This window comes from Tsukamurella sp. II2bb (genome assembly GCF_057815145.1).
In genome coordinates this window covers 683,353-708,464 of the sequence record NZ_JBYPZI010000001.1, presented here as the reverse complement: position 1 = coordinate 708,464, position 25,112 = coordinate 683,353, and the positions used below count along the sequence as shown (strand labels likewise).

General features: G+C 72.2%; 24 protein-coding genes and 1 riboswitch. Of the genes, 12 read left to right on the top strand and 12 right to left on the bottom strand.

Features of this window, described 5'->3' with window-relative positions:
• The first annotated feature begins 67 nt into the window (after positions 1-67).
• The 5 genes from AC21LY_RS03795 to thiD all read left to right on the top strand — a co-directional run bounded on the left by AC21LY_RS03795 (position 68) and on the right by thiD (position 4,359).
• A complete protein-coding gene (locus AC21LY_RS03795; RefSeq protein ID WP_489044990.1) occupies positions 68-1,324 on the top strand; it encodes a PucR family transcriptional regulator in 1,257 nt (418 codons plus the stop codon).
• Between the two features lie 118 nt (positions 1,325-1,442).
• Entirely contained in the window at positions 1,443-2,783 is a 1,341-nt protein-coding gene (locus tag AC21LY_RS03790; protein ID WP_489044989.1) for a DUF1254 domain-containing protein, read from the top strand.
• A complete protein-coding gene (locus AC21LY_RS03785; RefSeq protein WP_489044988.1) occupies positions 2,780-3,121 on the top strand; it encodes a YidH family protein in 342 nt (113 codons plus the stop codon). The genes AC21LY_RS03790 and AC21LY_RS03785 overlap by 4 nt, the downstream gene beginning before the upstream one ends.
• Complete coding sequence (locus AC21LY_RS03780) at positions 3,118-3,417, top strand: DUF202 domain-containing protein (RefSeq protein ID WP_489044987.1); 300 nt, start codon at positions 3,118-3,120, stop codon at positions 3,415-3,417. The genes AC21LY_RS03785 and AC21LY_RS03780 overlap by 4 nt, the downstream gene beginning before the upstream one ends.
• 99 nt (positions 3,418-3,516) lie before the next feature.
• Positions 3,517-4,359, top strand: a complete 843-nt coding sequence (gene thiD / locus AC21LY_RS03775) for a bifunctional hydroxymethylpyrimidine kinase/phosphomethylpyrimidine kinase (RefSeq protein WP_489044986.1) — start codon at positions 3,517-3,519, stop codon at positions 4,357-4,359.
• Here thiD and AC21LY_RS03770 read toward each other — a convergent pair.
• The 3 genes from AC21LY_RS03770 to AC21LY_RS03760 all read right to left on the bottom strand — a co-directional run bounded on the left by AC21LY_RS03770 (position 4,325) and on the right by AC21LY_RS03760 (position 7,313).
• Positions 4,325-5,512, bottom strand: coding sequence for an AbrB family transcriptional regulator (locus tag AC21LY_RS03770; protein WP_489044985.1), 1,188 nt, complete (start codon positions 5,510-5,512; stop codon positions 4,325-4,327). The two genes, thiD and AC21LY_RS03770, sit on opposite strands and share 35 nt — an antisense overlap.
• 107 nt (positions 5,513-5,619) lie before the next feature.
• Positions 5,620-6,378 carry a hypothetical protein gene (locus tag AC21LY_RS03765; protein WP_489044984.1) on the bottom strand — a complete coding sequence of 253 codons (759 nt, stop codon included), beginning with the start codon at positions 6,376-6,378 and terminating at the stop codon, positions 5,620-5,622.
• On the bottom strand, positions 6,375-7,313 hold the full coding sequence (locus tag AC21LY_RS03760; RefSeq protein ID WP_489044983.1) for an ABC transporter ATP-binding protein: 939 nt from the start codon (positions 7,311-7,313) through the stop codon (positions 6,375-6,377). The genes AC21LY_RS03765 and AC21LY_RS03760 overlap by 4 nt, the downstream gene beginning before the upstream one ends.
• A gap of 90 nt (positions 7,314-7,403) precedes the next feature.
• Between AC21LY_RS03760 and AC21LY_RS03755 the strand changes: the two genes are divergently transcribed.
• Positions 7,404-8,933 (top strand): serine/threonine-protein kinase, encoded by a 1,530-nt coding sequence (locus tag AC21LY_RS03755; protein ID WP_489044982.1) that lies wholly within the window; start codon positions 7,404-7,406, stop codon positions 8,931-8,933.
• Positions 8,911-9,792, top strand: a complete 882-nt coding sequence (locus AC21LY_RS03750; RefSeq protein ID WP_489044981.1) for a hypothetical protein — start codon at positions 8,911-8,913, stop codon at positions 9,790-9,792. The genes AC21LY_RS03755 and AC21LY_RS03750 overlap by 23 nt, the downstream gene beginning before the upstream one ends.
• Before the next feature lie 4 nt (positions 9,793-9,796).
• Here the strand turns inward: AC21LY_RS03750 and AC21LY_RS03745 are convergent, their stop codons facing one another.
• The 5 genes from AC21LY_RS03745 to thiO all read right to left on the bottom strand — a co-directional run bounded on the left by AC21LY_RS03745 (position 9,797) and on the right by thiO (position 14,572).
• Complete coding sequence (locus AC21LY_RS03745; protein ID WP_489044980.1) at positions 9,797-11,149, bottom strand: TetR/AcrR family transcriptional regulator; 1,353 nt, start codon at positions 11,147-11,149, stop codon at positions 9,797-9,799.
• Between the two features lie 11 nt (positions 11,150-11,160).
• Positions 11,161-12,576: an ABC1 kinase family protein gene (locus AC21LY_RS03740; RefSeq protein ID WP_489044979.1), complete on the bottom strand. Its 1,416-nt coding sequence runs from the start codon at positions 12,574-12,576 to the stop codon at positions 11,161-11,163.
• Complete coding sequence (locus AC21LY_RS03735; protein ID WP_489044978.1) at positions 12,563-13,360, bottom strand: thiazole synthase; 798 nt, start codon at positions 13,358-13,360, stop codon at positions 12,563-12,565. The genes AC21LY_RS03740 and AC21LY_RS03735 overlap by 14 nt, the downstream gene beginning before the upstream one ends.
• Positions 13,353-13,550: a sulfur carrier protein ThiS gene (gene thiS, locus AC21LY_RS03730; protein WP_146434227.1), complete on the bottom strand. Its 198-nt coding sequence runs from the start codon at positions 13,548-13,550 to the stop codon at positions 13,353-13,355. The genes AC21LY_RS03735 and thiS overlap by 8 nt, the downstream gene beginning before the upstream one ends.
• Entirely contained in the window at positions 13,541-14,572 is a 1,032-nt protein-coding gene (thiO, locus tag AC21LY_RS03725) for a glycine oxidase ThiO (RefSeq protein WP_489044977.1), read from the bottom strand. The genes thiS and thiO overlap by 10 nt, the downstream gene beginning before the upstream one ends.
• Positions 14,569-14,679: riboswitch (TPP riboswitch) on the bottom strand. (Overlaps the previous gene by 4 nt.)
• 35 nt (positions 14,680-14,714) lie before the next feature.
• Between thiO and thiE the strand changes: the two genes are divergently transcribed.
• Entirely contained in the window at positions 14,715-15,380 is a 666-nt protein-coding gene (thiE, locus tag AC21LY_RS03720) for a thiamine phosphate synthase (protein WP_489044976.1), read from the top strand.
• 248 nt (positions 15,381-15,628) lie between these two features.
• Here thiE and AC21LY_RS03715 read toward each other — a convergent pair whose 3' ends face one another.
• Positions 15,629-16,099, bottom strand: coding sequence for an NUDIX domain-containing protein (locus AC21LY_RS03715; RefSeq protein ID WP_489044975.1), 471 nt, complete (start codon positions 16,097-16,099; stop codon positions 15,629-15,631).
• 153 nt (positions 16,100-16,252) lie between these two features.
• Here AC21LY_RS03715 and AC21LY_RS03710 point away from each other — a divergent pair, with 153 nt between their 5' ends.
• From AC21LY_RS03710 to AC21LY_RS03700, 3 genes are all read left to right on the top strand, one after another.
• Positions 16,253-17,590 (top strand): hypothetical protein, encoded by a 1,338-nt coding sequence (locus tag AC21LY_RS03710; RefSeq protein WP_489044974.1) that lies wholly within the window; start codon positions 16,253-16,255, stop codon positions 17,588-17,590.
• Positions 17,587-18,567, top strand: a complete 981-nt coding sequence (locus tag AC21LY_RS03705; protein WP_489044973.1) for a glutamate ABC transporter substrate-binding protein — start codon at positions 17,587-17,589, stop codon at positions 18,565-18,567. The genes AC21LY_RS03710 and AC21LY_RS03705 overlap by 4 nt, the downstream gene beginning before the upstream one ends.
• A gap of 105 nt (positions 18,568-18,672) precedes the next feature.
• A complete protein-coding gene (locus tag AC21LY_RS03700; RefSeq protein WP_489045418.1) occupies positions 18,673-20,958 on the top strand; it encodes a serine/threonine-protein kinase in 2,286 nt (761 codons plus the stop codon).
• A 142-nt stretch (positions 20,959-21,100) separates the two neighbouring features.
• Here AC21LY_RS03700 and AC21LY_RS03695 read toward each other — a convergent pair whose 3' ends face one another.
• From AC21LY_RS03695 to AC21LY_RS03685, 3 genes are read right to left on the bottom strand one after another with little or no spacing between them, the layout of a single operon-like run.
• The gene (locus tag AC21LY_RS03695; RefSeq protein WP_489044972.1) at positions 21,101-21,931 is read right to left on the bottom strand and encodes an ABC transporter ATP-binding protein; all 831 of its coding nucleotides are present in this window, start codon (positions 21,929-21,931) and stop codon (positions 21,101-21,103) included.
• Positions 21,928-23,013, bottom strand: coding sequence for a FecCD family ABC transporter permease (locus AC21LY_RS03690; protein ID WP_489044971.1), 1,086 nt, complete (start codon positions 23,011-23,013; stop codon positions 21,928-21,930). The genes AC21LY_RS03695 and AC21LY_RS03690 overlap by 4 nt, the downstream gene beginning before the upstream one ends.
• Positions 23,010-24,113: a FecCD family ABC transporter permease gene (locus AC21LY_RS03685; protein WP_489044970.1), complete on the bottom strand. Its 1,104-nt coding sequence runs from the start codon at positions 24,111-24,113 to the stop codon at positions 23,010-23,012. Before AC21LY_RS03685 ends, AC21LY_RS03690 begins: the two co-directional genes overlap by 4 nt.
• Positions 24,114-24,156: 43 nt before the next feature.
• On the opposite strand from AC21LY_RS03685, the gene AC21LY_RS03680 reads away from it, so the two are divergent.
• Positions 24,157-25,086: an ABC transporter substrate-binding protein gene (locus AC21LY_RS03680; protein ID WP_489044969.1), complete on the top strand. Its 930-nt coding sequence runs from the start codon at positions 24,157-24,159 to the stop codon at positions 25,084-25,086.
• Positions 25,087-25,112 lie beyond the last annotated feature (26 nt).

Genomic DNA, 25,112 nt, shown 5'->3' with positions numbered 1-25,112 from the left:
AACGGCCATCGGTGGCGATCACAACGTTTCAGCAAAGCAGTGTGATGGATCACACTAGGGTGGGGACATGTCCAACGACGCTCCACAGCCCGGGGGCGGCGGTATCGACTCATCGGACGAGCGACTGCAGGCGACCGTCGCTCGGCTGCGCGGCAGCCTGCACGAGTTGGCCCGCGCCTCCGTGGACCGCTACGTCGAACAGACCCCGCTGTACGACCGCCGACACTCCCCGCCGCACGTGTACCGGCAGACCCTGCACAACACGCGACGGGTGATGGACCTGTGCGTGCGGGCGATCGCCGGGCCCACCGAGGATCCCGATCCGCCTGGGCCGTGGGGCGATGCGTGGCACGAGGGCGGCGAGGACCGGATCCGCGAGGGGCTCCCCGTCCGGGAGTACATCCGGGCGTGGCACGCGAGCTTCGAGGTGCTCAGCGATGCCCTGCAGGACCAGCTGGCGGACGCGCCCGACACGCTCCGGGTGGCGCTGACGCGGTGCCGCCGCATGCACGACCACCTCCTGCGGGAGGCGGTCACCGCGTTCGAGGCCCACACCCGCGGCCGGGCCGAGGACACCCGGGAGGCCGCGGAGCTGGCCGCCCTGTTCCGCGGCGAGCCGGCGCTGGCGACCGCCTCGTCGCTCCTGCCGGAGAACCCGGTGGCGGTCGCGGCCGCCTTCGGCCCGCTCGGCGCGGAACAGACCCCGGACCTCGCGGCACGGACGGCCGCCCAGCTGCGCAAAGTCCGCTACCTGCGGACCCACCTGACCCGGCTGCTCCCCGGTCTGAGGCTCGCCGACGTGCGCCCCGATTCGGCGCATCTCCTCCTCGAGGGCCCCCTCCCCGGCGGCCCGGCGCTGGCTGCCCGACTGGCGGACGCGGTCGAGGTGGATGTACTCCTCGCGACCGAGCCGGCCTCCGACCTCGCGGACCTGCCCCGCGCGAGCCGACTCGCGGTGGAAGTGCTCGCCGTCGGTGCGGGGAGCGGCCGCACGCGCACGGCACTGCAGCACGAGGACGTCGCGCTGGAGATGCAACTGTCCACCCCCGGCCGGTCCCTCGACGCGATCCGCGCCCGCTGTGCGCCGATGTTCGCGCACCCCGAACTCGCCACGACGGTGCGCGAGTTCCTCGCCTCGGACTTCGACCGCAGGCGAACCGCGACCGCGCTGGTGGTGCACCCGAACACCGTCGACAACCGGCTGGCGAAGGTCCGGGAACTCACCGGCCTGGACGTGCACCTGTGCACCGACCTGATGACGCTGGCCGTCGCGGTGACCCCGCCCCGCGCCCCGGAGATCGCACCGCCCGGCCAGCACGTGTGACAGATCACAATGCACGCGCCGAACGGTGTGATCAGGGCTCATTGCACGCCATTACTGCGATCGGAAGAATCGATTCCCGGACCCGGACCTTCGATTCTCCCGAGAGCAGGCGCATTTCATGGCGGACAATTCGACGACGATCACGAACGGCTCCCCCGACATATCGCTCTCCAATGCCTCCGGCGTCGCGAAAGAAGCCGCCGCGGCGTTCGAACTCGGCGTCGAGGCCTACCTCTGGGGCTATCCCCTCGTCCTCATGGCCCGCACGAAGGGCGTCTTCACCGACCCCACCCGCCACGGAACGGTGCCCGTGAACGTCCTCCAGCACGGCGACCGGCTGTGGGACCATCGCGACCGCGCGGTGGTGAAGCCGAACAACGACACGCTGTACTCGATCGCCTGGCTGGACCTGTCCGGCGAACCCGTACGGCTGACGGTCCCCGAGGTGCCCCGGTACTACAGCTTCCAGGTGCTCGACGCCTACACCAACACGGTCACCTATGTCGGTACCCGCACCACCGGCAGCGGTCCCGGCACCTTCCTCATCGCGGGTCCCGACTGGACGGGCGATGCGCCGTCCGGTACCCGGGTTCTGCGCTCGCCGACGTCGATGGCGTGGATGATCGGGCGCACCGTGCTCGACGGTCCCGAGGACCTGCCGACCGCGTCGGCGCTGATCCGCACGTACGAACTCACCGGTCCCCCGCCCGCCGCCACCGACGCGGAGCCGGCTCCGGCATCGTCGCCGCACACGATCGGCGAGTCCGGCCTGGGCTTCTTCGACGAACTCGCCGCCGCGCTGGAGGGGAACCCGCCGCCCGTCTCCGACACCGCGCTTCTCGAGCGCCTCGCCGCAGCCGGCATCGAACCCGGGCGCACCCCGTCGAAGGAGCTGCGGCCCGGCGCGACGCGTGACGCCCTGGTGAAGTCCGTGGAGTTCGCACACGAGTGGCTCTCGTCCCGCAGCGGCCGGCGCGGACCGCAGAACCCGGTGTGGCCGTACCGCCTCGACATCGGCTCCTACGGCACCGACCACGTGCTGCGCGCGGCGATCGCGCTGCGCGGACTCGGAGCCGTGACCGCGGAGGAGGCGATCTACTCGACCACCGGTTACGACGGTGCGGGCGACCGCCTGGACGGCCGTAACACCTACGTCCTCCGGTTCCCGCCCGACCGGCTGCCACCCGTCGACGCGTTCTGGTCGATCACCCTGTACGACGACGAGGACTTCCTCATCCCCAACCCGATCGATCGATACTCGATCGGCGACCGGACGCCCGGGCTCGTCCACGACGAGGACGGCGGTCTGAGCATCACCGTCTCGCACGAGCGCCCCGCATCGACGGCGAACTGGCTCCCCTCGCCGGCGGCGACCTTCGAACTGACCCTACGGTGCTACCTGCCGCAGCAGTCGATGCTCGACGGGCAGTACGTCGTCCCGCCCCTGACCCGCGCGTGAGCGAGCCCACCGACCACGAGCCCGACTACCGGTTCACCCTCGCCAACGAGCGCACGTTCCTGGCCTGGATCCGGACGTCGTTCGGCCTCCTCGCCGGAGGTGTGGCGGTCAACGAACTCGCCACCCGGTTCGGCACCCCCGCGTGGCGCACCGCGATCTCGTTCCTCCTGCTGGCGCTCGCCACCGTGCTCGCCGGGAACGCCTACCGGCGGTGGCGGCAGATCCAGACCGCGATGCGCTCGGACGCGCCGCTGCCCGAATCGCGGATGATCCCGCTCCTGGCGCTGGGCACCTGCGTGATCACCGCGGCCTCGATCGCAGTGCTGGCGCTCACGTGATCGCCCGCGACCCCGGCGCCCAGCCCGAGCGCACCATCCTCGCGTGGCGCCGCACCGCACTCGCCGCCATGGTCTGCCTCGCCCTGCTGGTGCACCACGCGCGGGACGCGGGCGGCACCGGGATCGTCACCGCCGGGTTCGCCGCCGCGAGTGCGGCATGCCTGCTGGTGGCGGCCCTCGTCCGCGCACCCCGGCTGCGGGCCGCGGCTCCGCCTGCCGCGCCGCGACTGCTCGCGGTGGTCGCGGCGGTGACCACCGCGACCACGGCGTGCGGGGCCCTGTCCACGCTCACGTGAACGCCCCGGGACGGCACCGTCGTTCCGCCCGGAGCTCCGGCGCTACCCTCCCCGCCCCGCCGCTCACCCGCCGTCGGGGTCCGGCGCTACCCTCGTCGAATGCAGCATCTTCCCCTCCCCGCGAACGGCGAGACCCCGGTACGGGTGATGACGATCGCCGGGTCCGATTCGGGCGGGGCCGCCGGGCTCCAATCCGACCTGCGGACCTTCGCGCTCGCCGGCGTCCACGGCACCTGTGCGGTCACCGCGGTCACGGTGCAGAACAGCCTCGGCGTCACCGGGTTCCACCCGATCCCGCCCGAGACGGTCGCGGGACAGATCCGGGCGGTGGTGCAGGACATCGGGATCGGGGCCGCGAAGACGGGGATGCTCGCGACCGCGGCGATCATCGACGCGATCGCCGACACCGCGGAAGAGGTGGGGATCGGGACCACGATCCCGTTCCTCGTCGACCCGGTCTGCGCCTCGCAGCACGGCGATCCACTCCTCACGCCGGACGCGCTGGAGACCTTGCTGCGCAGGCTCTTCCCGCTCGCCCACCTCGTCACCCCGAATCTCGACGAGGTGCGGCTCATCACCGGGATCGACGTCATCGACGAAGCCACGCAGCGCGAGGCCGCTCGGGCGCTGCACGCCCTCGGACCGCGCTGGGCGCTCGTCAAGGGCGGTCACCTGCGCTCGGCCGCCACCAGTACGGACCTGCTGTACGACGGTGCCGAGTTCCTCGAGTTCGAGGCGCCCCGCCTGCGCACCCGGCACGATCACGGCGCCGGCGACACCCTGGGGGCCGCCACCGTCTGCGCCCTGGCGCACGGCTTCGACGTGCCCGAGGCCGTCTCCTTCGGGAAGGAGTGGGTGACCCGCTCCCTCGCGGCCGCCTACCCCGTCGGGGCGGGGCACGGCCCCGTCAACGCGTCGTGGCGCCTGCGCGAGAGGCCTTGAGCCTCCACCACCGGTTGATGGCCGCCACCACCAGCGGCAACGTGAGCACGATGATGACGAGGCGCAGGCTCTGGACCGTCGCGATCAGCGCCATATCGGCCTCCGCGCTCCCGGCGGCGCTGGCGACGACCGCGTTGATCCCGCCCGGCGTGGTCGCCAGGTAGGCGTCGGCCATCGGCACTCCGGTGATCGCCGCCGCGGCCGCCGCGAGGAGCGCGACCAGGCCGCAGAGCACCACGATCCCGGCGGTGATCACAGGCAGCAGGTGCGCGAGCCTGCGCAGCAGCCGGCGGTCGAACATGAGCCCGACCTCCAGCCCCACGACGATGAGCAGCAGTTCCTTGAACGCACCCTGCGGCGCGAAGCCGCGGGTGAGTTCCGCCCCGCCGATCACTGCGGCCAGGAGCATGGGACCGATCAGCCCTCCGCCCGGCAGGTGCAGCCGACGGCCGAGCCACATCCCGGCCAACGCGAAGACGAACGCGGTGGACAGGCCCGCCACCTGGTCGCCCCGACCCACGATCTGCAGGTCGAAGGTCTTCGACTGCGCGGACGAGCTCGCACCGCCGGCGAGGCCGGTCATGACGAACGGCGCTGTCAGGCTGACCAGGAGGACGCGCGTGTACTGCATCACCCCGACGACGTCCTTCCGCGCGCCGAGCTCGTCGCACAGGGTGACCACCGCCGACGAACCGCCCGCCATCAGGCCGAGCGTCGCGGTGCGCTGATCGAGCCCGGAGACGCAGCGGCTCAGGATCCACGCCGCGGCCAGGGAGAGCACGATGGTCAGGACCGAGATGAGGAGGAAGGGCGCCAGAACCGGTCCGACGGCCCGCACGGCCTCGAGGTTCAGGTAGCCGCCGAGCATGACGCCGATGAAGGCCTGCGTCCACCGGCTGACCTCCGCGGGTACAGCGATCTCGCGTCCGATCATCAGCCGCAGGGCCGCGCCGAGCACCAGCGCCGCGAGCAACGCGGGTGCGGGGATACCGAGCCGCCGCAGGCCCTCGGCGAGCAGCCACGCGCCGGCCAGGACGGCGGTGTACCGCGGGCCGCGGGCCCCGAGGATCCGTCGGAGCCGCCCCCGCGCCGGCGCCCGCGCCCGCGCGGAAGCGTCCGGGAAGGTCGACGGGGCGGCGCTCTTGGCTGTCACACTATGTGTGTAGCAGTGCGAACGATCCTGGGCTAGACCCCCGGACGAACGTTCACCTAACGCTTACACGTGCCGCGTGACCTGCACCTCTACCGGCTCAGGGTGAGTCAGGCGTCACGTCGCGAGACCAGCGTCACCGCTCCCGCCCAGAGCGCGCCGATCACCACGACGAGGTAGAGGAACGAGACCGGCGCGCCCCACGGAAAGCTCGAGTCGAACAGCACGCCCATGAAGTTCTGCAGGTTCGACAGAGGAAGATACGGCCCGGCCCCGCGGGTCTGCGGGAGCGAGGTGATCACGTTGTCGACGACGAACAGGTAGCCGAGAAGCAGGGTGATGGCGCCCGCGCCGTTGCGCAGTGCGGAGCCGACGGCCACGCCCAGCACCGCCGCGACCGCGGCGCCCAAGGGGAAGGCCAGGAACGATCCCAGGCCCGTCCGGAAGACCTCGACCGGCGAGCCGTCGACGATCACGCCGAACAGCAGCACGGCCACGATCATCGTCACGGCGTACGCGACGGCGCACAGCGCCGCGACCACGACGGTCTTGGCGAGGAGCGCGATCCACCGGTTCGGCACCGCGAGGAAGGTGGACCGCAGTGTGTTGTACCGGATCTCGGTGGTCACCGACAGCACGCCGACGATGGCGGCGAAGGTGATGCCGATGCCGGGAAGGCCGCTGAAGCCGGAGAGCGGGGCCAGCGCCACCACACCGATGTCGTCGATGGTCTCACCGATGTTGCGGACGACGAGGGCCACGATCACGGTGATGGCGAGGGCCGCGCCGGACGAGCCGATCAGCAACCAGCTGGTGGCCCGAACGGTCCCGATCTTGATGAGTTCCGCCCGAATCGCGCGCGTGATCATCCGATGCCTCCCGTTCCGCGGTACTCCACGGCGCCGCCGGTCATCCGCATGAAGACCTGTTCCAGTGAGCTGGTCTGCGGGGCCAGCTCCGCCAGCGGCAGCCCCTCCGCCGCGGCGATCTCGCCGACCGCATCGCTGGTGGCACCGCGCACCGTCAGCACCGTCCGTCCGCCGCCGCCCGGCGCGGGCTCCGCTGCGACCTCCACCGCCAGCCCGCGGGAGGTGAGCGCCTGGGCGAGTTCGCGGTCGCGCGGGCTGCGCACGCGGACGGTGTGTTCCGAGTTCCGGGCGATGAAGTCGGCCATGGTGCCGTTCCACACCAGGTGTCCGCGGCCGACGATCACCACGTCGTCGGCGGTCAGTGCCATCTCGGCGAGCAGGTGGCTGGAGACGAAGACGGTGCGGCCCTGCGCCGCGAGGGACTTCATGAAGGTGCGCACCCAGACGATGCCCTCGGGGTCGAGCCCGTTGACCGGCTCGTCGAAGAGCAGGACTCCCGGGTCGCCCAGGAGCGCCCCGGCGATGCCGAGTCGCTGCGACATGCCCAGCGAGAAACCGCCGGCCTTCTTGCGAGCGGCGTCGGACAGCCCGACGGCGGCGAGGCACTCGTCGGCCCGGCCGGCCAGGATACCGCTCGCGGCGGCCAGCCAGCGCAGGTGATCCCGGGCGGTGCGGTTGGGGTGCACCCACTTCGCGTCGAGCAGCGCGCCCACCCGGGTGAGCGGACGGTCGAGGGCGCGGTACTCGCTGCCTCCGATCGTGGCGCGCCCCGCGGTGGGACGATCGAGCCCCAGGATGCAGCGCATCGTCGTGGACTTCCCCGCACCGTTCGGGCCGAGGAAGCCGGTGACGCGGCCGGGTCTCACCGTGAAGGACAGGTCGTTCACCGCCCGCACCGCCCCGTAGGTCTTGGTCAAGCCCGCGACTTCGATCATGGCTGCACGCTAGCAATTGCCGAGCGTCGGCGCCGTCACCCGCGCGAGCACATAGACTACGGCGGACCGGGATCACGGAGGGGGCGTGTGATGGGTGGGGACTCGGCGAACGACCGGACGGGGACGACCTTCGGCCCGTATCGGTTGATCAGCCTGCTGGGCCGTGGCGGCATGGGCGAGGTCTATCTCGCGCACGACACCGTCAAGGACCGCGACGTGGCGTTGAAGCTGCTGCCCGCGGGGTTCGCGCAGGATCCGGGCTTCCGCGAGCGCTTCGCCCACGAGGCTCAGACCGCGGCCCGCCTCTCCGATCCGCATGTGATCCCGATCCACGACTACGGGGAGATCGACGGCACGCTGTACTTGGACATGCGTCTCGTCGACGGCGGCAACCTGGCCGAGCTGGTCGCCGCGGGCGCGCTTCCCGCCGACCGCGCGGTCGATCTGGTGACGCAGGTCGCCTCCGCACTCGACTCCGCACACCTCAAGGGGCTGGTGCACCGCGATGTGAAGCCCGCCAACATCCAGGTCACCCCGTCGGGCTTCGCGTACCTCCTCGACTTCGGGCTCGTGGTCACGGGCGACGCGGACCGGCTCACCTCCGCGGGGCTGTTCGTCGGCTCGCAGGCCTACGCCGCGCCCGAGCGCTTCGACGGCGGCGGCGCCACTGCGGCCGGTGACGTCTACTCGCTGGCGTGCGTTCTCCACGAGCTCCTCACCGGACGGCCCCCGTTCACCGCCGGATCGATCTCGGACATGATGCGCCAGCACCTGCTCTCGGCACCGCCGCGGGCGTCCGCGACCGCCCCGTTTCCCGTTCCCCCGGCGCTGGACGCGGTCATCGCGAAGGGCATGGCGAAGCGGCCCGAGGATCGCTACGCGACCTGCGGAGCTCTCGCCCGGGCGGCGTCCACCGCGCTCCAGGCCCCGCAGCAGACCTGGGGCGCCACGACGACGGTGCCCGTCGCGCACCGCCCGGCGGGACCACGTCCGACGGGTCCGGCGTCCGCGCCGCAGCCCACCCTGATGTCGCACCCGCACAGCATGCCGACCTCGAGCGGGCAGCCCCGATACGTGACGCCGAGCTATGCGCCGCCCGTGGCGCATCCGCCGGCTGCCGCCACCACGCCGCGCAGGAATCCCGCGGTGATCCCCGCACTCGCGGTCGGCGCGGTGCTCGTGATCGCCGCGATCGTCGTGGCGGTCGTGCTGTTGAGCGGAAACGGGCGCCCCTCGACGGTCGCGGTCACGACGACCTCCGCAGCGCCGACCTCGGCCACCACGGCACCGACGATCACCGCACCGTCGACGACCCCGCCGGTGCCGAAGGCCGCCCAGCCCGCCAACACCGCGCTGTGCACGGCCGGCACGGGGGACGCGTTCACCTCCGTCGCCGCGGACCGGGGCAGCGGTGTCGCCGGCGCGCCCTACACCTCGTGCGAGTTCGCGACCGCGGTCGCCACCGCCTACCGGGCGCAGTTCACCGCGCCCGCAGCGGGATCCGTCTCGGCGGTCAGCCCGATCGCACCCGACCTCGGCGCGATCGCCATGGCGTGCACGGGAGCGTCGAACATCGTCACGTGCCGAGGGGGCAACAATGCGATCGTCTACCTCTACTAGGGTCGCCGCGCTGGCGCTGGCCGCGGCGTGCAGCGCCGCCTGCACGATCGGCGACGCCGGCTCGTCCGCGCCCGCCCCGTCCGCGGCGGCATCGTCGTCCCCCTCCGCCTCCCCGTCGGTCTCCCGGCCCGACCCCGCGCAGGAAGGACGACTCCGCGTCGCCCTGGAGCAGGCGGTGAAGGCCGTGACCGGTCAGGCGAGCATCGCGGTCGCGGGCAATGGACGGGTCGTCGTCGCGGGGACCAGCGCGGGCCTCCCCGCGTGGTCCACGTCGAAGGTTCCGTTGGTGATGGCCGCGCTGACGAAGACGCCGCGGCAGGGTGTGACCGCGCCGATGCGCGCGGCGATCATCAACTCGGACAACGCGGCGGCGGAATCGATCTGGTCATCCCTCGGCACCGCCGACCAGGCCGCCGCCGCGATGACGCAGGTGCTCCGGGCCGGGGAGGACAAAGTCACCGTGGTGCCGACGAAGAAGACCCGCGCGGAGTACTCCGTCTTCGGCCAGACCCAGTGGAACGACGGTCCCGCCGCCACCTTCGCCTCGCACATCCCCTGCTCGGCCGAAGGACGGACCGTGCTCGACCTCATGCGCGAGGTCGACGCGGATCAGCGGTGGGGCGCATCGACGGTGCCGGGCGCGGAGTGGGTGGGCGTCAAGGGCGGATGGGGCCCGGGGAACGACGGCCGGTACGTGGTGCGCCAGCTCGCCGTGATCCGCACGGCCCGCGGCTACACGGGACTGATGATGACGGTGCGCCCGGACGACGGCTCCCTCGCCTCGGGCCGCACCGCACTCACCGGTCTCGGCGCCGTGGTCCGCGCGCAACTCGGTGTCCTCCCCGCCGGGGAATGCTGAGCGATCACTCCCGGCGTGCGCCGCCGAGAAGCAGATTCGTCACCAGGTGGGCGCTCTCCGCGGGCCCGGTCACGTCCACGTCGTTGACCATCGCCGCGACGACGCCGAGCAGGTAGCTCAGCCAGACCTCGGCGATGTCGGCGGTGAGGGCGAGTTTGCCGTGCACCAGCCCCGCAGCGCGGGCACGTTCGAGGATCGCGGCGCAGCGCGAGGCGACCTCGCGGTAGAGGCCGAGGTAGGTGTCGAAGGCCTCGACGTCGACGCCGGGCACCTCCAGGGCGAGGAAGCGGAACTCCTCCAGACGGGCCTCCACGTCCAGCAGTACCCGCAGGTTCACCTCGTGCACCGCCGCCTGGAGGTCCTGCACCGAGACGGTCTCCGGCAGCATCGCGGTCACCTCGTCGATCCGCCCCAGGATCAACGCGCGGTTGCGCTCGATGAGCACCGAGAGCATGTGCCGCTTGCTGTCGAAGTAGTTGTAGAAGGTGCCGTGGCTGACCCCGGCGCGCTCGGTGATCTCGCGGACCCCGACGGCGGCGTACCCCTTCTCGACGAACTCGGTGATCGCCGCGTCGAGGAGTTCCGCGGCGCGCCCCTCCGGCCCCGGATCGGTGCCGGGCGGCACCACGGCACCGTCGTCCTCCGGGGCGGTGAGAGCGGGCAGTCCGGCCCGGACCTCGTCGGAGAGCATGCCGCTCACCGACATCCGTACCGCGGCGCGCACGTAGGCGTGCCGCCGGTCTGCGTCGGCACCGTCGGTGAGGGCCATCATCAGGCCCGGCACACCGAGCGCGGGCAACAGCCGGCCGAGTTGCACCGTCTCCGTTTCCGGGTGCGCCGTGCGGGTGACGATCCATCCGTGCTCACGGGCGTGCCCGAGCGCGCGCCCCATCATCGCGTCGAAGGTCTGGTAGAGACCCTGGATCCGGAAGCGGAGCTCCTCGTCGACGGTGCCCGCCTGCACCATCACCACCTTGAGGATGTCGGGCCGCGAGTCGACCAGGTCGAAGAGCCTGGCGCTCACGCCCTCCACCATCTCCTCGGTGGCCTGCAGATCGCCGGCGGCGGTCACCTCGAGGATCTCGTCGGGCGCGATCGCGGCCATGAGCTGGTCGACGCACCGGTCGAAGACGAGGTCGAGCAGCTCGCGCTTGCCCTCGACGTAGCGGTACAGGGTGCCCTGCCCCATGCCCGCGCGCCGGGCGATGTCGGCCACGGAGGCGTGCTCGTACCCCTGTTCTGCGAAGACGGTGAACGCGGCGTCCGTCAGCTCCTCGCGCCGGCGCTCGGCGAGGCCCGCGGAGGGAGGACGGCCCCGGCGCGGCCTGTTCTCGACCGCGGGCTCCGGTATCGACATGGTTGAAGATTCTATCGCGCGCCGGGCTTCCGCTCCGGCCGCCACTCTGCGATCCGGGCGCCCATCGGCGTGGCGGGCCCGCCCATGCCGAGGATCTCGCAGGCGATGGCCCGCCACGGCCCGCGCGCCCGCAGCTCGCCCAGCAGCGCCACCGTCGAGATGTCGGTGCGCCGCCCCAGGGCGTGTTCGGCCTGGAGCTTCTGGCCCTCGAACTTGTCGTAGAAGCCGCCCGCGGGAAGGGTCGCCGCGATGACCGCGCGCCGCGCCGTCGCCGGCGTCACGGCGACCTCGCCCTCTCTCAGATGCCAGCCGACGACCTCGTCGATGTACGCGGCGAGGTCGTCGGCGTTCATCAGGTCCGGGCGGCCGATGAACCCGGCCCGCACCGCGAGCTCGTGCACCCGCTCGGATTCGCCGCGCAGCAACGCGGAGAACAGCTCCCGCTCGAAGGCGTGCTCCTCCGCTGTCAGATGCACCGTCATCCCGAAATCGACGAAGCCGGCGCGCCCGTCGGGCAGGATCAGCACGTTGCCGGGGTGCGGGTCCGCGCAGAAGCGACCCGTCCGGTACATCTCGCCGCAGTAGAAGCGGTAGACGGCCTCGCCGATCCGGTCCCGCGCGGCCTGGTCGAGGTCGGCGGCCGAGGAGAGGGGCCGTCCCTCGAGGAACTCGGTCACCAGCACTCTGCCGGTGCACAGCTCGTCGACGGGCCGCGGTACGGCGATGCCCGGATGCCCGTCGAAGAGGTCCGCGAAGTAGCGGTGATGACCGAGCTCGGCGGCGAAGTCCAGTTCCGCCAGCACCTGGCGGGCGATCTCCTCGGACAGCGCGGCGGCGTTCGCGGCGGGGAGGTATTTGCCGAGCACCTTCAGCAGCAGGCGCATGTTCTTCAGGTCCGCCCGCACCATCGCGTCGATCCGCGGGTACTGGACCTTCACCGCCACGACACGTCCGTCGTCGAGCACGCCCCGGTAGACCTGCCCGATCGACGCCGCGGCGATCGGGCCCTCGAGCGTGACGATGCGCCCGCGTCGCGCGCCCAGCTCCCGATCGAGCAGCGCCGTCATGGCCGCATCGGTCCACCGCGGCGCCGCGCGGAACAGCGGCTGGAGGCGTTGCGCGAAGGCCTCCCGTGCCGCACCACTGGTGATCCCGATGTCGATCACCGCGAGCAGCTGCCCGACTTTCATGGCCGCGCCGCGCATTCCGCCGAGCACCGTCACCAGATCGTCGGCGAGGGCCAGCAGCGCCGCGTCCCGCGCGTCGCGCGCGGCCTGGTCGTCCCGGAACCGTGCCGCGGCGCGGTTGCCCGCGGTCCGCGCGACGTGCCGCACCGCCACGCCGCCGATCCGCGCGCTGCGGCGGATCCGTCCCGACGGTGCCGCCGATTCCCCGCCCGGCGGTCGTCCGGCGTCAGGTCCGGGCACGCGTTCCCGCCATCCGGCCGTCCATCGGGGACGACGGAACCGCCCAGCGCCGCTCCGGGATCCGGCCGGCGCCGCGGGCCAGGCGACCCGCCTCCACCGCCAGGCGCATCGCCGTGGCCATCGCCTCGGGATCCTCGGCGCGGGTCACCGCGGAGGCGAGGAGCACCGCGTCGCATCCGAGCTCCATCGCGCGGGCGGCGTCGCTCGCGGTGCCGATCCCTGCATCGAGGATCACCGGCACGGGGCTCTGGGCCACGATCATCTCGATGTTGTGCGGGTTGAGGATTCCCAGCCCGGTGCCGATCGGCGACCCGGCGGGCATGACGGCCGCGCAGCCCACGTCCGCGAGGCGCCGCGCGAGGATCGGGTCGTCGTTGGTGTACGGCAGCACCGTGAATCCGTCGGCCACCAGCTCCTCTGCGGCCTCGACCAGGGCGACCGCATCGGGGAGCAGAGTCTTCTCGTCGCCGATCACCTCGAGCTTGATCCAGTCGGTGTGCAACGCCTCCCGCGCCAGCTGCGCCGTGAGCACCGCCTCGGCCGCGCCGAGGCAACCGGCGGTGTTCGGGAGCGGCATGATGCCCAGTTCGCGAATGGTCTCGAGGACGCCGCCGCCCTCCGCCAGGCTGGTGCGGCGCAGGGAGACCGTGGTCAGCTCGGTGCCCGACGCGACGAGAGCCGCCCGCAGATGCTCGAGGTTGGCGCTGCCGCCGGTGCCCGTGATGAGCCGCGAGGCGAAGCTCCGGCCCCCGATGAGCAGGGGGTCGGCGTCCCGGTCAGCCACCCTGCACCGCCGTGAGCACCTCGACGTCCGCGTAGGCGGGGAGCGCCTCGTCCCACCGCGACCGCGGGTGCACCGCGCCGTTCACGGCGATCGCGACCCCCTTGTCCGGCAGCCCGAGTTGCTCGAGCAGCGACTGCGCGGACGTCCCGTCGAGCACCTGCCGGTCGTCGCCGTTCACCGTCAGCTCCATGCCTGTACCTCCTGCTGTAGCACCATATCCGCCGCCCGCGCCCCGGTGACGGGGGCGAGCAGGATTCCGTTGCGCCCGTGCCCCGTCGCAGCGAAGATCCGGCCGCCGAGCGGCGCGATCACCGGGACGTTGCCCGTCGTGGTGGGCCGCAGTCCCGCCCGGACCTCGATCAGCTCGTACTCGCGGAGGAAGGGCAGCACGGTGAAGGCGTCGTCGAGCAACTCGACGACCGGGCCGATCCGCACGCCGAGGTCCCGGTCGTTCTCGTACTGGGTCGCGCCCACGACGACACCGTCGGCGCGGGGCACCACGTACACCTGGCGGCCGCGGACCCGCGCCCGCACCGTCACCGTCGGCGGTGGCAGGCAGGCCGGTCCGCGGCGCAGCCGCACCACCTCGCCCTTGACGGGCCGTACCCCCAGCTCGGGCGCGAACGCCGCGGAATCGACACCGGCGCAGACGATCACCGCGTCCCCCGGGAGTCCGTCGAGCGCGTCGGCGGCCACCGACTCCGCGCGGAAGGCCACGCCCGCCGCTCGGCACGCGGCGAACAGCGCCCCGTGCACGAGCCGGTTGTCGACGGCGAGCTCCCGCGGGGCCTGAGCCGCCGCCCGGATCCGCGGCGCCGCACCGGGAATCGCGCGCGCCGCCGCGGAGGGCCGGAGCGGGCCGAACAGGGTCGCGTCGCCCACCGCGGTGGCGACGGTGTCCAGCTCGGCGGCGTCACCGTCGTCCACAGCGAGGTGGACGGTGCCCCGGGCCGTGATCAACGGACCGTCGGCGAAGGGCTGCAACTCGCGCGCGAATTCCTCCCACAGGCCCAGGGATTCGACACCGAGCCGGAACAGCTCGTCCTCCCCCGGCCAGGCCTCGGAGTACGGTGCGAGCATGCCGCCCGCCACCCACGAGGCGCCCGACCCGGGCTCGGGATCGACGACGGTGACCGCGCATCCGCGCAGCGCCAGGGACCGGGCGACGGTGAGCCCGACGGTGCCGCCGCCCACGACAGTCACACTCTTCACGTTCGAGAAATCCTTCCTTCGCCGGCATTACCCGGATCAGGTCTGACGGTCAGGGGCGCACGTGCCCCACTCTCAGCCCCGCGGCGGGGGCTCCCGTGTGTGTACGTGACCCACCCTACTCCGCCGGGCCTACGCTGGGGCCATGATCTCCCCGCGCGAACGGCTCGCCTCCGCCTCCCTGTACCTGTGCACCGACGCTCGACGCGAGCGCGGCGACCTGGCCGAGTTCGTGGCCGCCGCGCTGCGCGGCGGCGTCGACATCGTCCAGCTGCGCGACAAGGGCTCGGCGGGCGAGCGGGAGTTCGGGGCGCTCGAGGCCGCGCAGGAGATCGAGATCGTCGCCCGGTTGCGGGAGATCGCGCACGAGCACGGCGCACTCGTCGCAGTGAACGACCGCGCCGACATCGCGTACGCGGCCCGCGCGGACGTGCTGCATCTGGGGCAGGACGATCTGCCGGTGCCGGTGGCCAGGGAGATCATCGGGCCCGACGTGGTGATCGGCCGGTCCACGCACGACGGTGCCCAGGCGCGCGCGGCCGCCGCGGAGGAGGGCGTCGACTACTTCTGCACCGGCCCGTGCTGGCCGACCCCGACGAAGCCGGGCCGCTCGGCGCCCGGCCTCCCCCTGGTGCGGGAGACGGCTGCGGCGGCGCCCGCGCGGAAGTGGTTCGCGATCGGTGGCATCGATCTGCCCCGCGTCCCCGAGGTGACCTCCGCGGGCGCGGACGCGATCGTCGTGGTCCGCGCGATCACCGCCGCCGACGATCCCGAGACCGCCGCCCGCGCCCTGAAGTCGGCGCTGCGATAGGCCGGGCTCCCGAATTCCTCCGCGCGGGGGACGACTCAGCCCTCGTGGCGCGCCACGAGGGATTCGGCGTGCGGCGTGGGAGAACTGGCGTCTCGTGGGGGAATCGGCGCCGCGCGGGGGGCGGCCGAACCCACGCCGGACGACCGGCGCGCGGTGGGGGACGAAACGCCGGAGGCGCCTTTCAGCGCCACGCGGGGGACGACGTCAGCGGCGGTAAGCACGACCAGCAGCAACGCCCACAGCGCGATCTACCCCTGCGCGAGGGAACGCACCTGGAGCTGGAGATCCGGCCAGGCGGCGGCGAAAGCGGGGTGCAGTTTGCGCTCGGACACCGCGTCGAGCGGCACCCATTCCAGCGCGGTCGACTCCTCGTTGGGCACCAGCTCGCGCGGCTCGACGAGCCGGGCCAGCACCGTCGTATAGGTCCACCCGACCGGCGAGCGGGCCGTGACCACCTCGGCCAGGACCTCGAGCGAGGTGGGCGGCAGGCCCGTCTCCTCGAAGGCCTCGCGGAGCGCGGCGGCGGCCGCCGATTCGTGCGAGTCGCGCGCCCCACCGGGAAGCGCCCACGTGCCGCCCTGGTGGCTCCACCAGGCGCGGTGCTGCAGTAACACCCGTGTCTCGTCCTGCGACAGAGCCAATAGGCCCGCCGCCCCGAACCTGCCCCAGTACCGGGCGCCGTCCGGGTCGCGGACCCAGCCGTTCCCGTCACCCAACATGGGACCACCGTAGCCGACGGCACCGTCGTCCGGGGCGCGCACAATGCGCATCATCACGTCGGTGGGCGGGGGTCGCGCGATAGGGTCGTCAGAAGGACGTCCGCAGTGGCCCTACCCGGCCGAGAGGGTGCGACTGATGGGAAGGAGCAGACGGTGACAGCCCAGACGTCGAAGAACCGGCAGCTGTCCTCCCTGCGCCTGCGATCCTTCCCCGAATCGTCCGTCTTCGTGGAGCTGCGGGAGTTCTTCACCTCCAGTCCCGGCAAGCTCGTCTCGATGACGCTGGTGCTCATGACGATGTGCCTGTTCGCCGGATGGTTCACCTCCGCGGCTCAGCTGTCCCGGACCGAGGTGCTGCAGCAGAACCTCTCGGACTACGAGCCGCGCGCGCACGCGGCGCAGGTGCTCTACAGCTCCCTCTCCGCGGCGAACGAATCCGCCAACGCGGCCTTCGTGGCCGGCGGCCTCCCCTCGGACGAGATCCAGAGCAGCTACAGCGTCGCGCTGGCCACTGCCGGAAAGGCGCTGATCACCTCGGCGACCAGCCTCCCCGCCGACGACGGTCACGCGCACGCCAACCTCGACACGATCGCGATGAGCCTGCCGGTCTACACCGGGCTGGTCGAGACGGCGCGCACGAACAACCGCCTCGACAACTCCGTCGCCGCCGCGTACCTCGCCACGGCGTCCACCCTCATGCAGGACACGCTGCTGCCCGCGGCCGAGAGCTTCTACCGCGAGGAGACCGAGAACCTGCGCCGCACGCACGACCGGTTCGCCTCGCCGCCGTGGGCGATCTACGGCGCACTCGGCGTCGTGCTCGGCTCGCTGGTCGTCACGCACCAGTACCTCGCCCGCCGGACTCAGCGCAGGGTGAACCGCGGCCTCGTGGTCGCGGGCGCCGCGCTCACCATCGCGATGACCTGGGTGGGCATCGCCGGGCTGGCCTCCTCCACATACTCGCTCCGCGCCGAACAGCGTGGCACCGCCGCGGTCGACACGCTCTCCCAGGCCCGCACGCTCACGCAGAAGGCCCGCTCGATCGAGACGATGGGACTCGTGCAGCGCGGCGCCGGGCGCGGTGTGCCGCCCACGGCCTTCGCGGAGAGCCTGCAGCGGGCGGAGACGACGATGCAGTCCCTCGGCGATGCCGATCCGCAGATCACCTCCGCGGTCGACGCGGCCCGCGCCGACGCGCAGCGCTGGGTCGCCGCGCACCAGCAGATCGCGGCCCGCGAGGCCACGGGTGACTATCTCGGGGCCACCCGGATCGCCATCGGGACCGACCCGGGCTCCGCCGCCGTCGCCTACCGCTCGCTCGACGCGCACCTCACCGCCGCGATCGACCGCGCCCGGACGCTCTACCGAGACAACGTCAACACCGCCCGCTTCGCGATCGCCTACTCCGGCCCCGGCGCGTTCGTCCTGTGCGTGCTCGCCGCCGCCGGGGTCGCCGCGGGCTTCTACCCCCGGGTCAGGGAGTACCGATGATGCGCCGCACCCTCAGTGGTATCGCCCTCGCGCTGACCGTCGCGCTCGCGTCGACGGGCTGCGTCGTCTCGGCCCCCGAGGCTCCCGGCGACGCCGTCACGGCGGTCGCGCAGCCGGTTCCCGGATCGGGTGCCGTCATCCCGCGGGACACCCCGATCCCGCCCGAGGTGTCGATGTGCACCGCCACGCCGGCCCCGTCGGGCCTGCCCCTGCCCGGGCACATGGTGCCGGGGACGACGATGGCGGACATCTACAACCGCGGCCGCCTCGTCGTGGGCATCGACATCGGCTCGAACCTGCTCTCCTTCCGCGATCCGATCACGGGCGAGATCAAGGGCTTCGACGCCGACATCGCGCACCAGATCGCCGCCGCGATCTTCGGCGACCCCGACCGCATCCACTTCCGGATCCTCTCGACCGCGGAGCGGCAGAAGGCGCTGGAGGAAGGCACCGTCGACGTGGTCACCAAGACGATGTCGGCGACCTGCGAGCGGGCGAAGTCCGTGGCCTTCTCCGCCACCTACTTCATCGCGCAGCAACGCATCCTCGCGCCGCGGGGAGCGCCGATCAACACCGTCGGCGACCTCTCCAGCCGGCGGGTGTGCGAGGTGCGCGGCAGCACCTCGCTCGACCGCGTGCGCCGCCTGGTGCCCAGCGCCACCGTCATCGCCACCGACTCGTGGTCGGACTGCCTGGTCATGCTGCAGCAGTCCCAGGTCGAGGCGGTCTCCACCGACGATGCGATCCTCGCCGGCCTCGAGCAGCAGGATCCGAACCTCACGATCACCGGTCCCTCGCTGGGACTCGAGTACTACGCCGTCGGCGTCGGGAAGAACCGGACCGACCTCGTGCGTTTCATCAACGGGGTGCTTCTCCGGATGGCCTTCGACGGGACCTGGATGCGCCTGTACAACCAGTGGTTCGCCCCGTCGCTCGGCCAGGTCTGGTCCGCGCCCGCCGCGAGGTACGAGGGGTAGTGATGCACGATGACTGACGACGTCGAGGAGCAGGAGTCCACGCAGGCGCAGGTGGTCTCGTTCGACGGTGCCGACGAGGACGAACAGGGCACCGTCGGCACGCCGATGACGAACCTGTTCGACGACGAGGACGAGCAGGGCACCGTCGGCGCGCCCATGACGAACCTGTTCGACGACACCGCGCCCCCGCCTGTCGGCACCCAGGTGACGAGGGTGCCGCCGCCGGCGCCGTCGGTCGCGACGGAGGCGACGCCGCGGTTCGGCAACGGCCCGGTCCGGGCCGCCGGCACGACGCGCGTCGCGGCACGCCGACGCGTCGGCGGCGGCCTCGTCGAGATCCCGCGAATCACCGAGGTCGACCCGTCGGAAGCGATCCGGACCAACCCGATCATCGCCGAGGGCAAGCGGTACTGCTGGAACTGCCGCAAGCCCGTCGGCCGTGCGCACGACGGCGAGCCCGGCGCGCTGATCGGGACGTGCCCGCACTGCGGCGCCCGGTTCTCCTTCGAGCCCGCGCTCGAGCCCGGCGACATCGTGGCCGACCAGTACGAGATCAAGGGCGCCATCGCGCACGGCGGTATGGGCTGGATCTACCTGGCCACCGACCTCAACGTCGTGGATCGCCCCGTCGTGCTCAAGGGCCTGCTCAACTCCGGCGACGCGCAGGCGCAGGCCGTCGCCGTCTCGGAGCGGCGGTTCCTCGCGGAGATGACGCACCCGTCGATCGTCAAGATCTACAACTTCGTCGAGCACCCCGATCCGGACGGCACGCAGATCGGCTACATCGTCATGGAGTACGTGCCGGGCAAGACGGTCAAGGACATCCTCGGTGAGGCCGCCGACGGCGCCGACCCCAAGGTGGAGGTCGAGCAGGCCATCGCCTACATCCTCGAGGTGCTGCCCGCCCTCGGCTACCTGCACAGCCTCGGGCTGGCGTACAACGATCTCAAGCCCGACAACATCATGATCAGCGAGGAGGACGTCAAGCTCATCGACCTGGGCGCCGTCGCCCCGCTCGGCGGGTACGGATACATCTACGGCACACCGGGATTCCAGGCGCCCGAGATCGCGCGGACCGGCCCGTCGACGGCCTCCGACGTCTACACGGTGGGGCGCACGCTCGCGGTGCTGGTCGCCGACGTGCCGATGGAGAAGGGCCGCTACGTCGACGGGCTGCCGTCCCCCGCCGAGGACGCCACGCTCGCGAAGTACAACTCGCTGTACCGGCTGCTGGTGAAGGCCACCGCGGAGGATCCGGCCGAGCGCTTCTCCTCGGCGGCGGAACTCACCGATCAACTCCTCGGCGTGCTCCGGGAGTGCCTGTCCACCAAGTCCGGCGAGCCGCGGCCCGGACTGTCGGTGGTCTTCACCCCCCAGCGCTCCACCTTCGGTGTGGAGCTGATGCTGCGCGCCGTCGACCCGGACCCCGAGGTCCACGACGACCGCCTCCGCGCCCCGGAAGTACTTGCAGCCCTGCCGATCCCGATCGCGAATCCCTCCGATCCGGCGGCGGGCGTGCTGGCGCTGACGATGCGCAGCGACCCGACGCAGATCCTCGACTCGCTCGCCGAGCTGCGCGAGGCGATGGCGGGCACCGTCGAGATCGACCTGGCGGAGGCCCGGGCGCATCTCGAGCTCGGCGAGGTGGACGCGGCGACGACGCTGCTCGATTCGCTGGCCTCCCGTGAGCCGCACCGCTGGCAGGTCACCTGGTACCGGGCCGAGACCGCGCTGATGCAGGGCGACTACGCCGCGGCCTACGACTACTTCGAGACGGTGACCGATCAGGCCCCCGGCGAGGCGGCGCCGAAGCTGGCCGCCGCCGTCGCCGCCGAATTCTGTTACGTCTCCGGCGAACCCGACCCCGAGGGCTGGCGCGATCGGGCGCGCCAACGCTACGAGAACGTCTGGCGCACCGATCGCGGCATCATCTCCGCGGCCTTCGGTGCCGCCCGCATGCGCCGCGCGGCGGGCGACATCGTGGGCACCGTCGAGATCCTCGACCAGGTGCCGTCGACCAGCCGGCACTACCACAACGCGTTGTGCTCGTCGGTGGTCGCGCTGGTACACGGCCGCGATCTCGCCGATGTCAGCGAGGCGCAGCTGCACGAGGCCGCCCGCCGCGTGCGCACCCTGCCCAAGTCCGAGTTCCGCCGGCTGCAACTGCGCGCACTGGTACTCGGCGTGGCTCTGGGCTGGGTGCAGCACCGCAACCAGCACGGCCGGCTCGACGGCTCCAGCACCCTGCTCGATCACGAGCTCACCGAGCGCGGCCTGCGCAAGGCGACGGAGAAGTCCCTCCGCGACATCGCCGCCCTCGCCGAGCGCAAGCGGCAGCGGCACGCCCTCGTCGACCTCGCGAACGCGATCCGCCCCCGCACCCTGTTCTGACCGCCTCGCCCGCCTCGCTGCGCTCGGAGCCGTCCCTAGCGGGGCGGCCACCTCCCTAGGACCATGGACATGGGGAATGCACGACACGCCATGGTGATTGACGCCCCGCTAGGGAAGCAGCCCGACGCTGCCACACGCCCCGCTAGGGAGCACGCCCGACGCGGCGCTCACCGATCGGGATGATCAGCGGCCGACCGGGGGCGACGGGATCGTCGATCACCTTCGAGTGCAGCCCGAAGGTCGTACGCAGCATCTCCTCGTCGATCACCTCCGCCGGCGTGCCCTGGGCGACCACGGCACCGTCGCGCAGGGCGATGATGTGATCGCTGTACCGGATGGCGAGGTTGAGATCGTGCAGCACCATGACCACCGTCCGTCCCTGGGTGCTCAACTCGTCCACGAGGTCGAGCACGTCCAGGGCGTGCGAGAGATCGAGATAGGTGGTGGGCTCGTCGAGGAGCAGCAGGTCGGTCCCCTGCGCGAGGGTCATGGAGATCCACACGCGCTGCCGCTGGCCGCCGGAGAGCGAGTCGATGGGGCGGTCGGCCAGGTCGCGCACGCCGGTCTGCTCGAGCGCGGCGTCGACGACCTCCGCGTCATCGGAACTCCACTGCCGCAGCCACGACTGGTGCGGATGCCGGCCGCGCGCGACCAGGTCGCCCACCGTCAACCCCTCAGGGGCGAGCGGACTCTGCGGCAGCAGGCCCATCGTGGTCGCGATCTGCTTGGACTTGAGCGTGGCGATGTCGGCGCCGTCGAGCACGACGTGCCCGGACGTGGGCTTGAGCAGCCGGGCCAGCGTGCGCAGCAACGTCGACTTGCCGCAGCCGTTCGGCCCGATGATCGTCGTGACCACCCCGGTCGGGATGTCGAGATCGAGCTCGTCGAGGACGGTCCTGTGGCCGTACCCGGAGCAAACCCTGCGGGCGCCCAGGCGCGACGGTGCGGTCGTCACCGTTTCGGTCGTGGTCACTTGGCCCCCTTGAGGTTCTGGCGGACGAGGAGATAGACGAGGAACGGACCGCCCACCGCTGCGGTGATGATGCCCACCGGGAGTGCGACGGCAAACAGCGTGCGGGCCACGAGGTCGGCACAGGCGAGCAGTGCGGCGCCCATGATCGCCGACGGGATCAGCGGCGGCGTGGGGAGCCGGGTCAGGCGCATCGCGAGCTGGGGTGAGACGAAGGCGATGAAGCCGATCGGTCCGGCGGCCGCGACGCCCGCGGCGGCCAGCACCACCGACGCGATGAGCAGCACCGCCCGATTGCGGCCGAGGCGCACACCGAGCCCGAGCGCCACGTCGTCGCCGAGCTGGACGGCGCGCAGCGGGAAGGCCGCGGCCAATGCCATCACCGCGGCCGGCGCGCCGAGGCCGATCGCGGTCCACACGTCCGACCAGTCGCGGCTCTCGAGCGAGCCCACGAGCCAGGTCTGCGCCCGCGCCACGTCGCGGATGTCGGCGCGCACCAGCATCCAGTCGACCAGGGCGCGCGTGAGGAACGTGATGGCGATGCCGACGAGAATCAGCCGCATCCCGTCGACCCCGCCGCGGACGGCGAGGAGATAGACCAGCCCGCCGGTCACGAGGCCCCCGGTCACCGCGACCACGGGCAGGCCGACGCCGGAGTTGAGCGTCGCGGCGAGGGTGCCGGTGGAGGTCACCAGGAAGACCGCCGCGACGCCCGCTCCGGCCGTGACGCCCAGGATGTCCGGACTCGCGAGGGGGTTACGGGCGATCGACTGGACGATCGCACCGGACATGCCGAGCGCGGCGCCGACCACGAGCCCGACGAGGGCGCGGGGCATCCGTAGTTCCATGACCACGAAGCGCGTCGTCGAATCGCCCGTGCCGGCGAGGGCCTGCAGGACCTCGCCGAAGGTCATGGGGAAGGCGCCGAGGCGGATGCTCGCGCAGAAGGCCACGAAGGCGACCAGCGCGAGACCGACGGTGACGGCGACGGGCCACGGCCGCCAGACGAAGGAGACGACGGTGCCGAATCGCAGGCCGGGGCGGATCGGGGGCCTGCGCTCGTCGACGGTGTCGAGGGTTCTCATACCTTGACCGCCTTCCGCCACCAGACGAGAGCCACGAAGAAGGGCGCGCCGAACAGGGCGACGACGATGCCGACCTCGAGTTCGCCGGGCCGCGCGACCACGCGGCCGACGATGTCGGCGACGAGTAGCAGACCGGCCCCCATCAGCGCGGAATAGGGCAGCAGCCAGCGGTAGTCCGGACCGGTGAAGTACCGCACGATGTGCGGCACCATGAGTCCGAGGAAGGAGATGCTCCCGCAGGCCGCCGTGGCGGCGCCGACCAGCAGGGTGACCGCAGCGATGCCGACAGTCCGCGCGAGGTTGATGTTCAGCCCGAGGCCCTTGGCCACGTCGTCGCCCATGTTGAGGAGGTTCACCGCCGGCCCGTTGGCCAGGGCGAGGAGCGCCCCGGCGGCGATGAACGGAGCGACGACGGCGATGACGTCGTAGCCGCGGCCGACCACCGCGCCCGCGTTCCAGAACCGCAGCATGTCGAGCGAGGCGTTGTCGCTGAGCGCGATCGCGGAGGTCATCGAGCTCAGGAACATCGCGACCCCCATGCCCGCGAGCACCAGGGTCAGCGGCGAGCCCACGCCCCGCCCCAGGCTGGAGAGGCCGAAGACGAGGATCGCGGTGAGGGCCGTGCCGAGGAAGGCGAACCAGACGTACTGGATGGGGGCGGTGAGGCCGCCGAGGAAGGTCGCGCAGACGACGGCGAAAGCGGCGCCCTGGGTGAGCCCGAGGAAGCCCGGGTCGGCGACCGGGTTGCGCGTGTGCCCCTGGATCAGCGCGCCGGCGAGTGCCAGGGCGGCGCCGGCGATCACGGCGAGGAGGGTGCGCGGGACGCGCAGCGTCTGCACGATAATCGCGGCCTGGTTCAGCTCGGGGTCCGCCGGGTTCGGGCCGGTCGTGTAGCTGTGCCACAGTCCGTCCCACACCAGCGCGGGCGCGAGGCTGCGGGAGCCGATCGCCAGGGAGGCTATCACCGCCACCACCAGCAGCGCGAGCAGCAGCGCGAGCCCGGCCACCCGGCGCCGGCGCCGCGCGGCTCCGGAGGTCGCCGCCGGCCGGGCGGGCGGGGCGCCCCCCGAGGGGTGCTCGTCGGTCACAGAGAGGGTCACAGCCGTAATGATAGGCTTCCCTTCATTCCAAGGAAGGGGCGGTATGCGTCGTCTGGTCTCGGTAGTCCTCGTGGCACTGCTCTCGCTCTCCCTCGCGGCGTGCGGGTCGGCCTCCGAGCCCGGTACGGCGAGCAGGGCCCCGCAGACACCGCAGCGGGTGGCCTCGCTCGGCCTCGGCGACGTCGACACACTGCTCGCGCTCGGCGTCGTTCCCGTGCTGGTCGCGCCGTGGGCGCAGGACGCCAAGGAGCCCGTCGGCGAGTGGGCGAAACCACTGCTGCAGGGAAAGAACCCGCAGATGCTGCTGGGCACCGGCACCAAGCTGGACACCAAAGTGGTCGAGACCCTGGCCGCCGCGAAACCCGACGTGATCGTCGCCGTGAACTCCGGCTTCGACGACGCCACCTTCGCGCGACTCGAGGCGATCGCACCCGTGGTCCGGCGTCCGGCGCAGTTCGCCGCGTGGGGCGTGCCCTGGCAGGACCAGGTGCGCGCCATCGCCGGCGGCGTCGGCCGCGCCGCGCAGGGCGAGGCGCTGATCACCAAGACCGAGAAGACGATCAGCCGCACGCAGGAGCAGCACCCCCGGTACCGGGGCCGGACCGCCGCCACCGTCCTCCCCAAGTCCGACGGCGGCTTCTACGCGTACGCCACCACGGACGGGCGCGGCCAGGTCCTCTCGATGCTCGGCTTCACACTGCCCGAGTCGATCTCCTCGCTGGTCCCGGCCGGGAAGTTCTTCGCCGAGATCCCCGCCGAGCGGGTGAACCTCCTGGACCTCGACGCCCTCGTCTACCTCGACTACGGCACGAAGGTGAGCGAGGACACCGCCTTCCGCTCCCTCGCCGTGAGCCGCGAGCACCGGGTCACCACGATCGACCGGACCCTCGGCAACGCCATGTCGATGCCCAACCCCGTGACCATCGACTGGGTGCTCCAGCAGTTGCCGCCGCGCCTACCCGCCTTCGCCTGACCCGCCGCCGACGGACGGCACCGCCT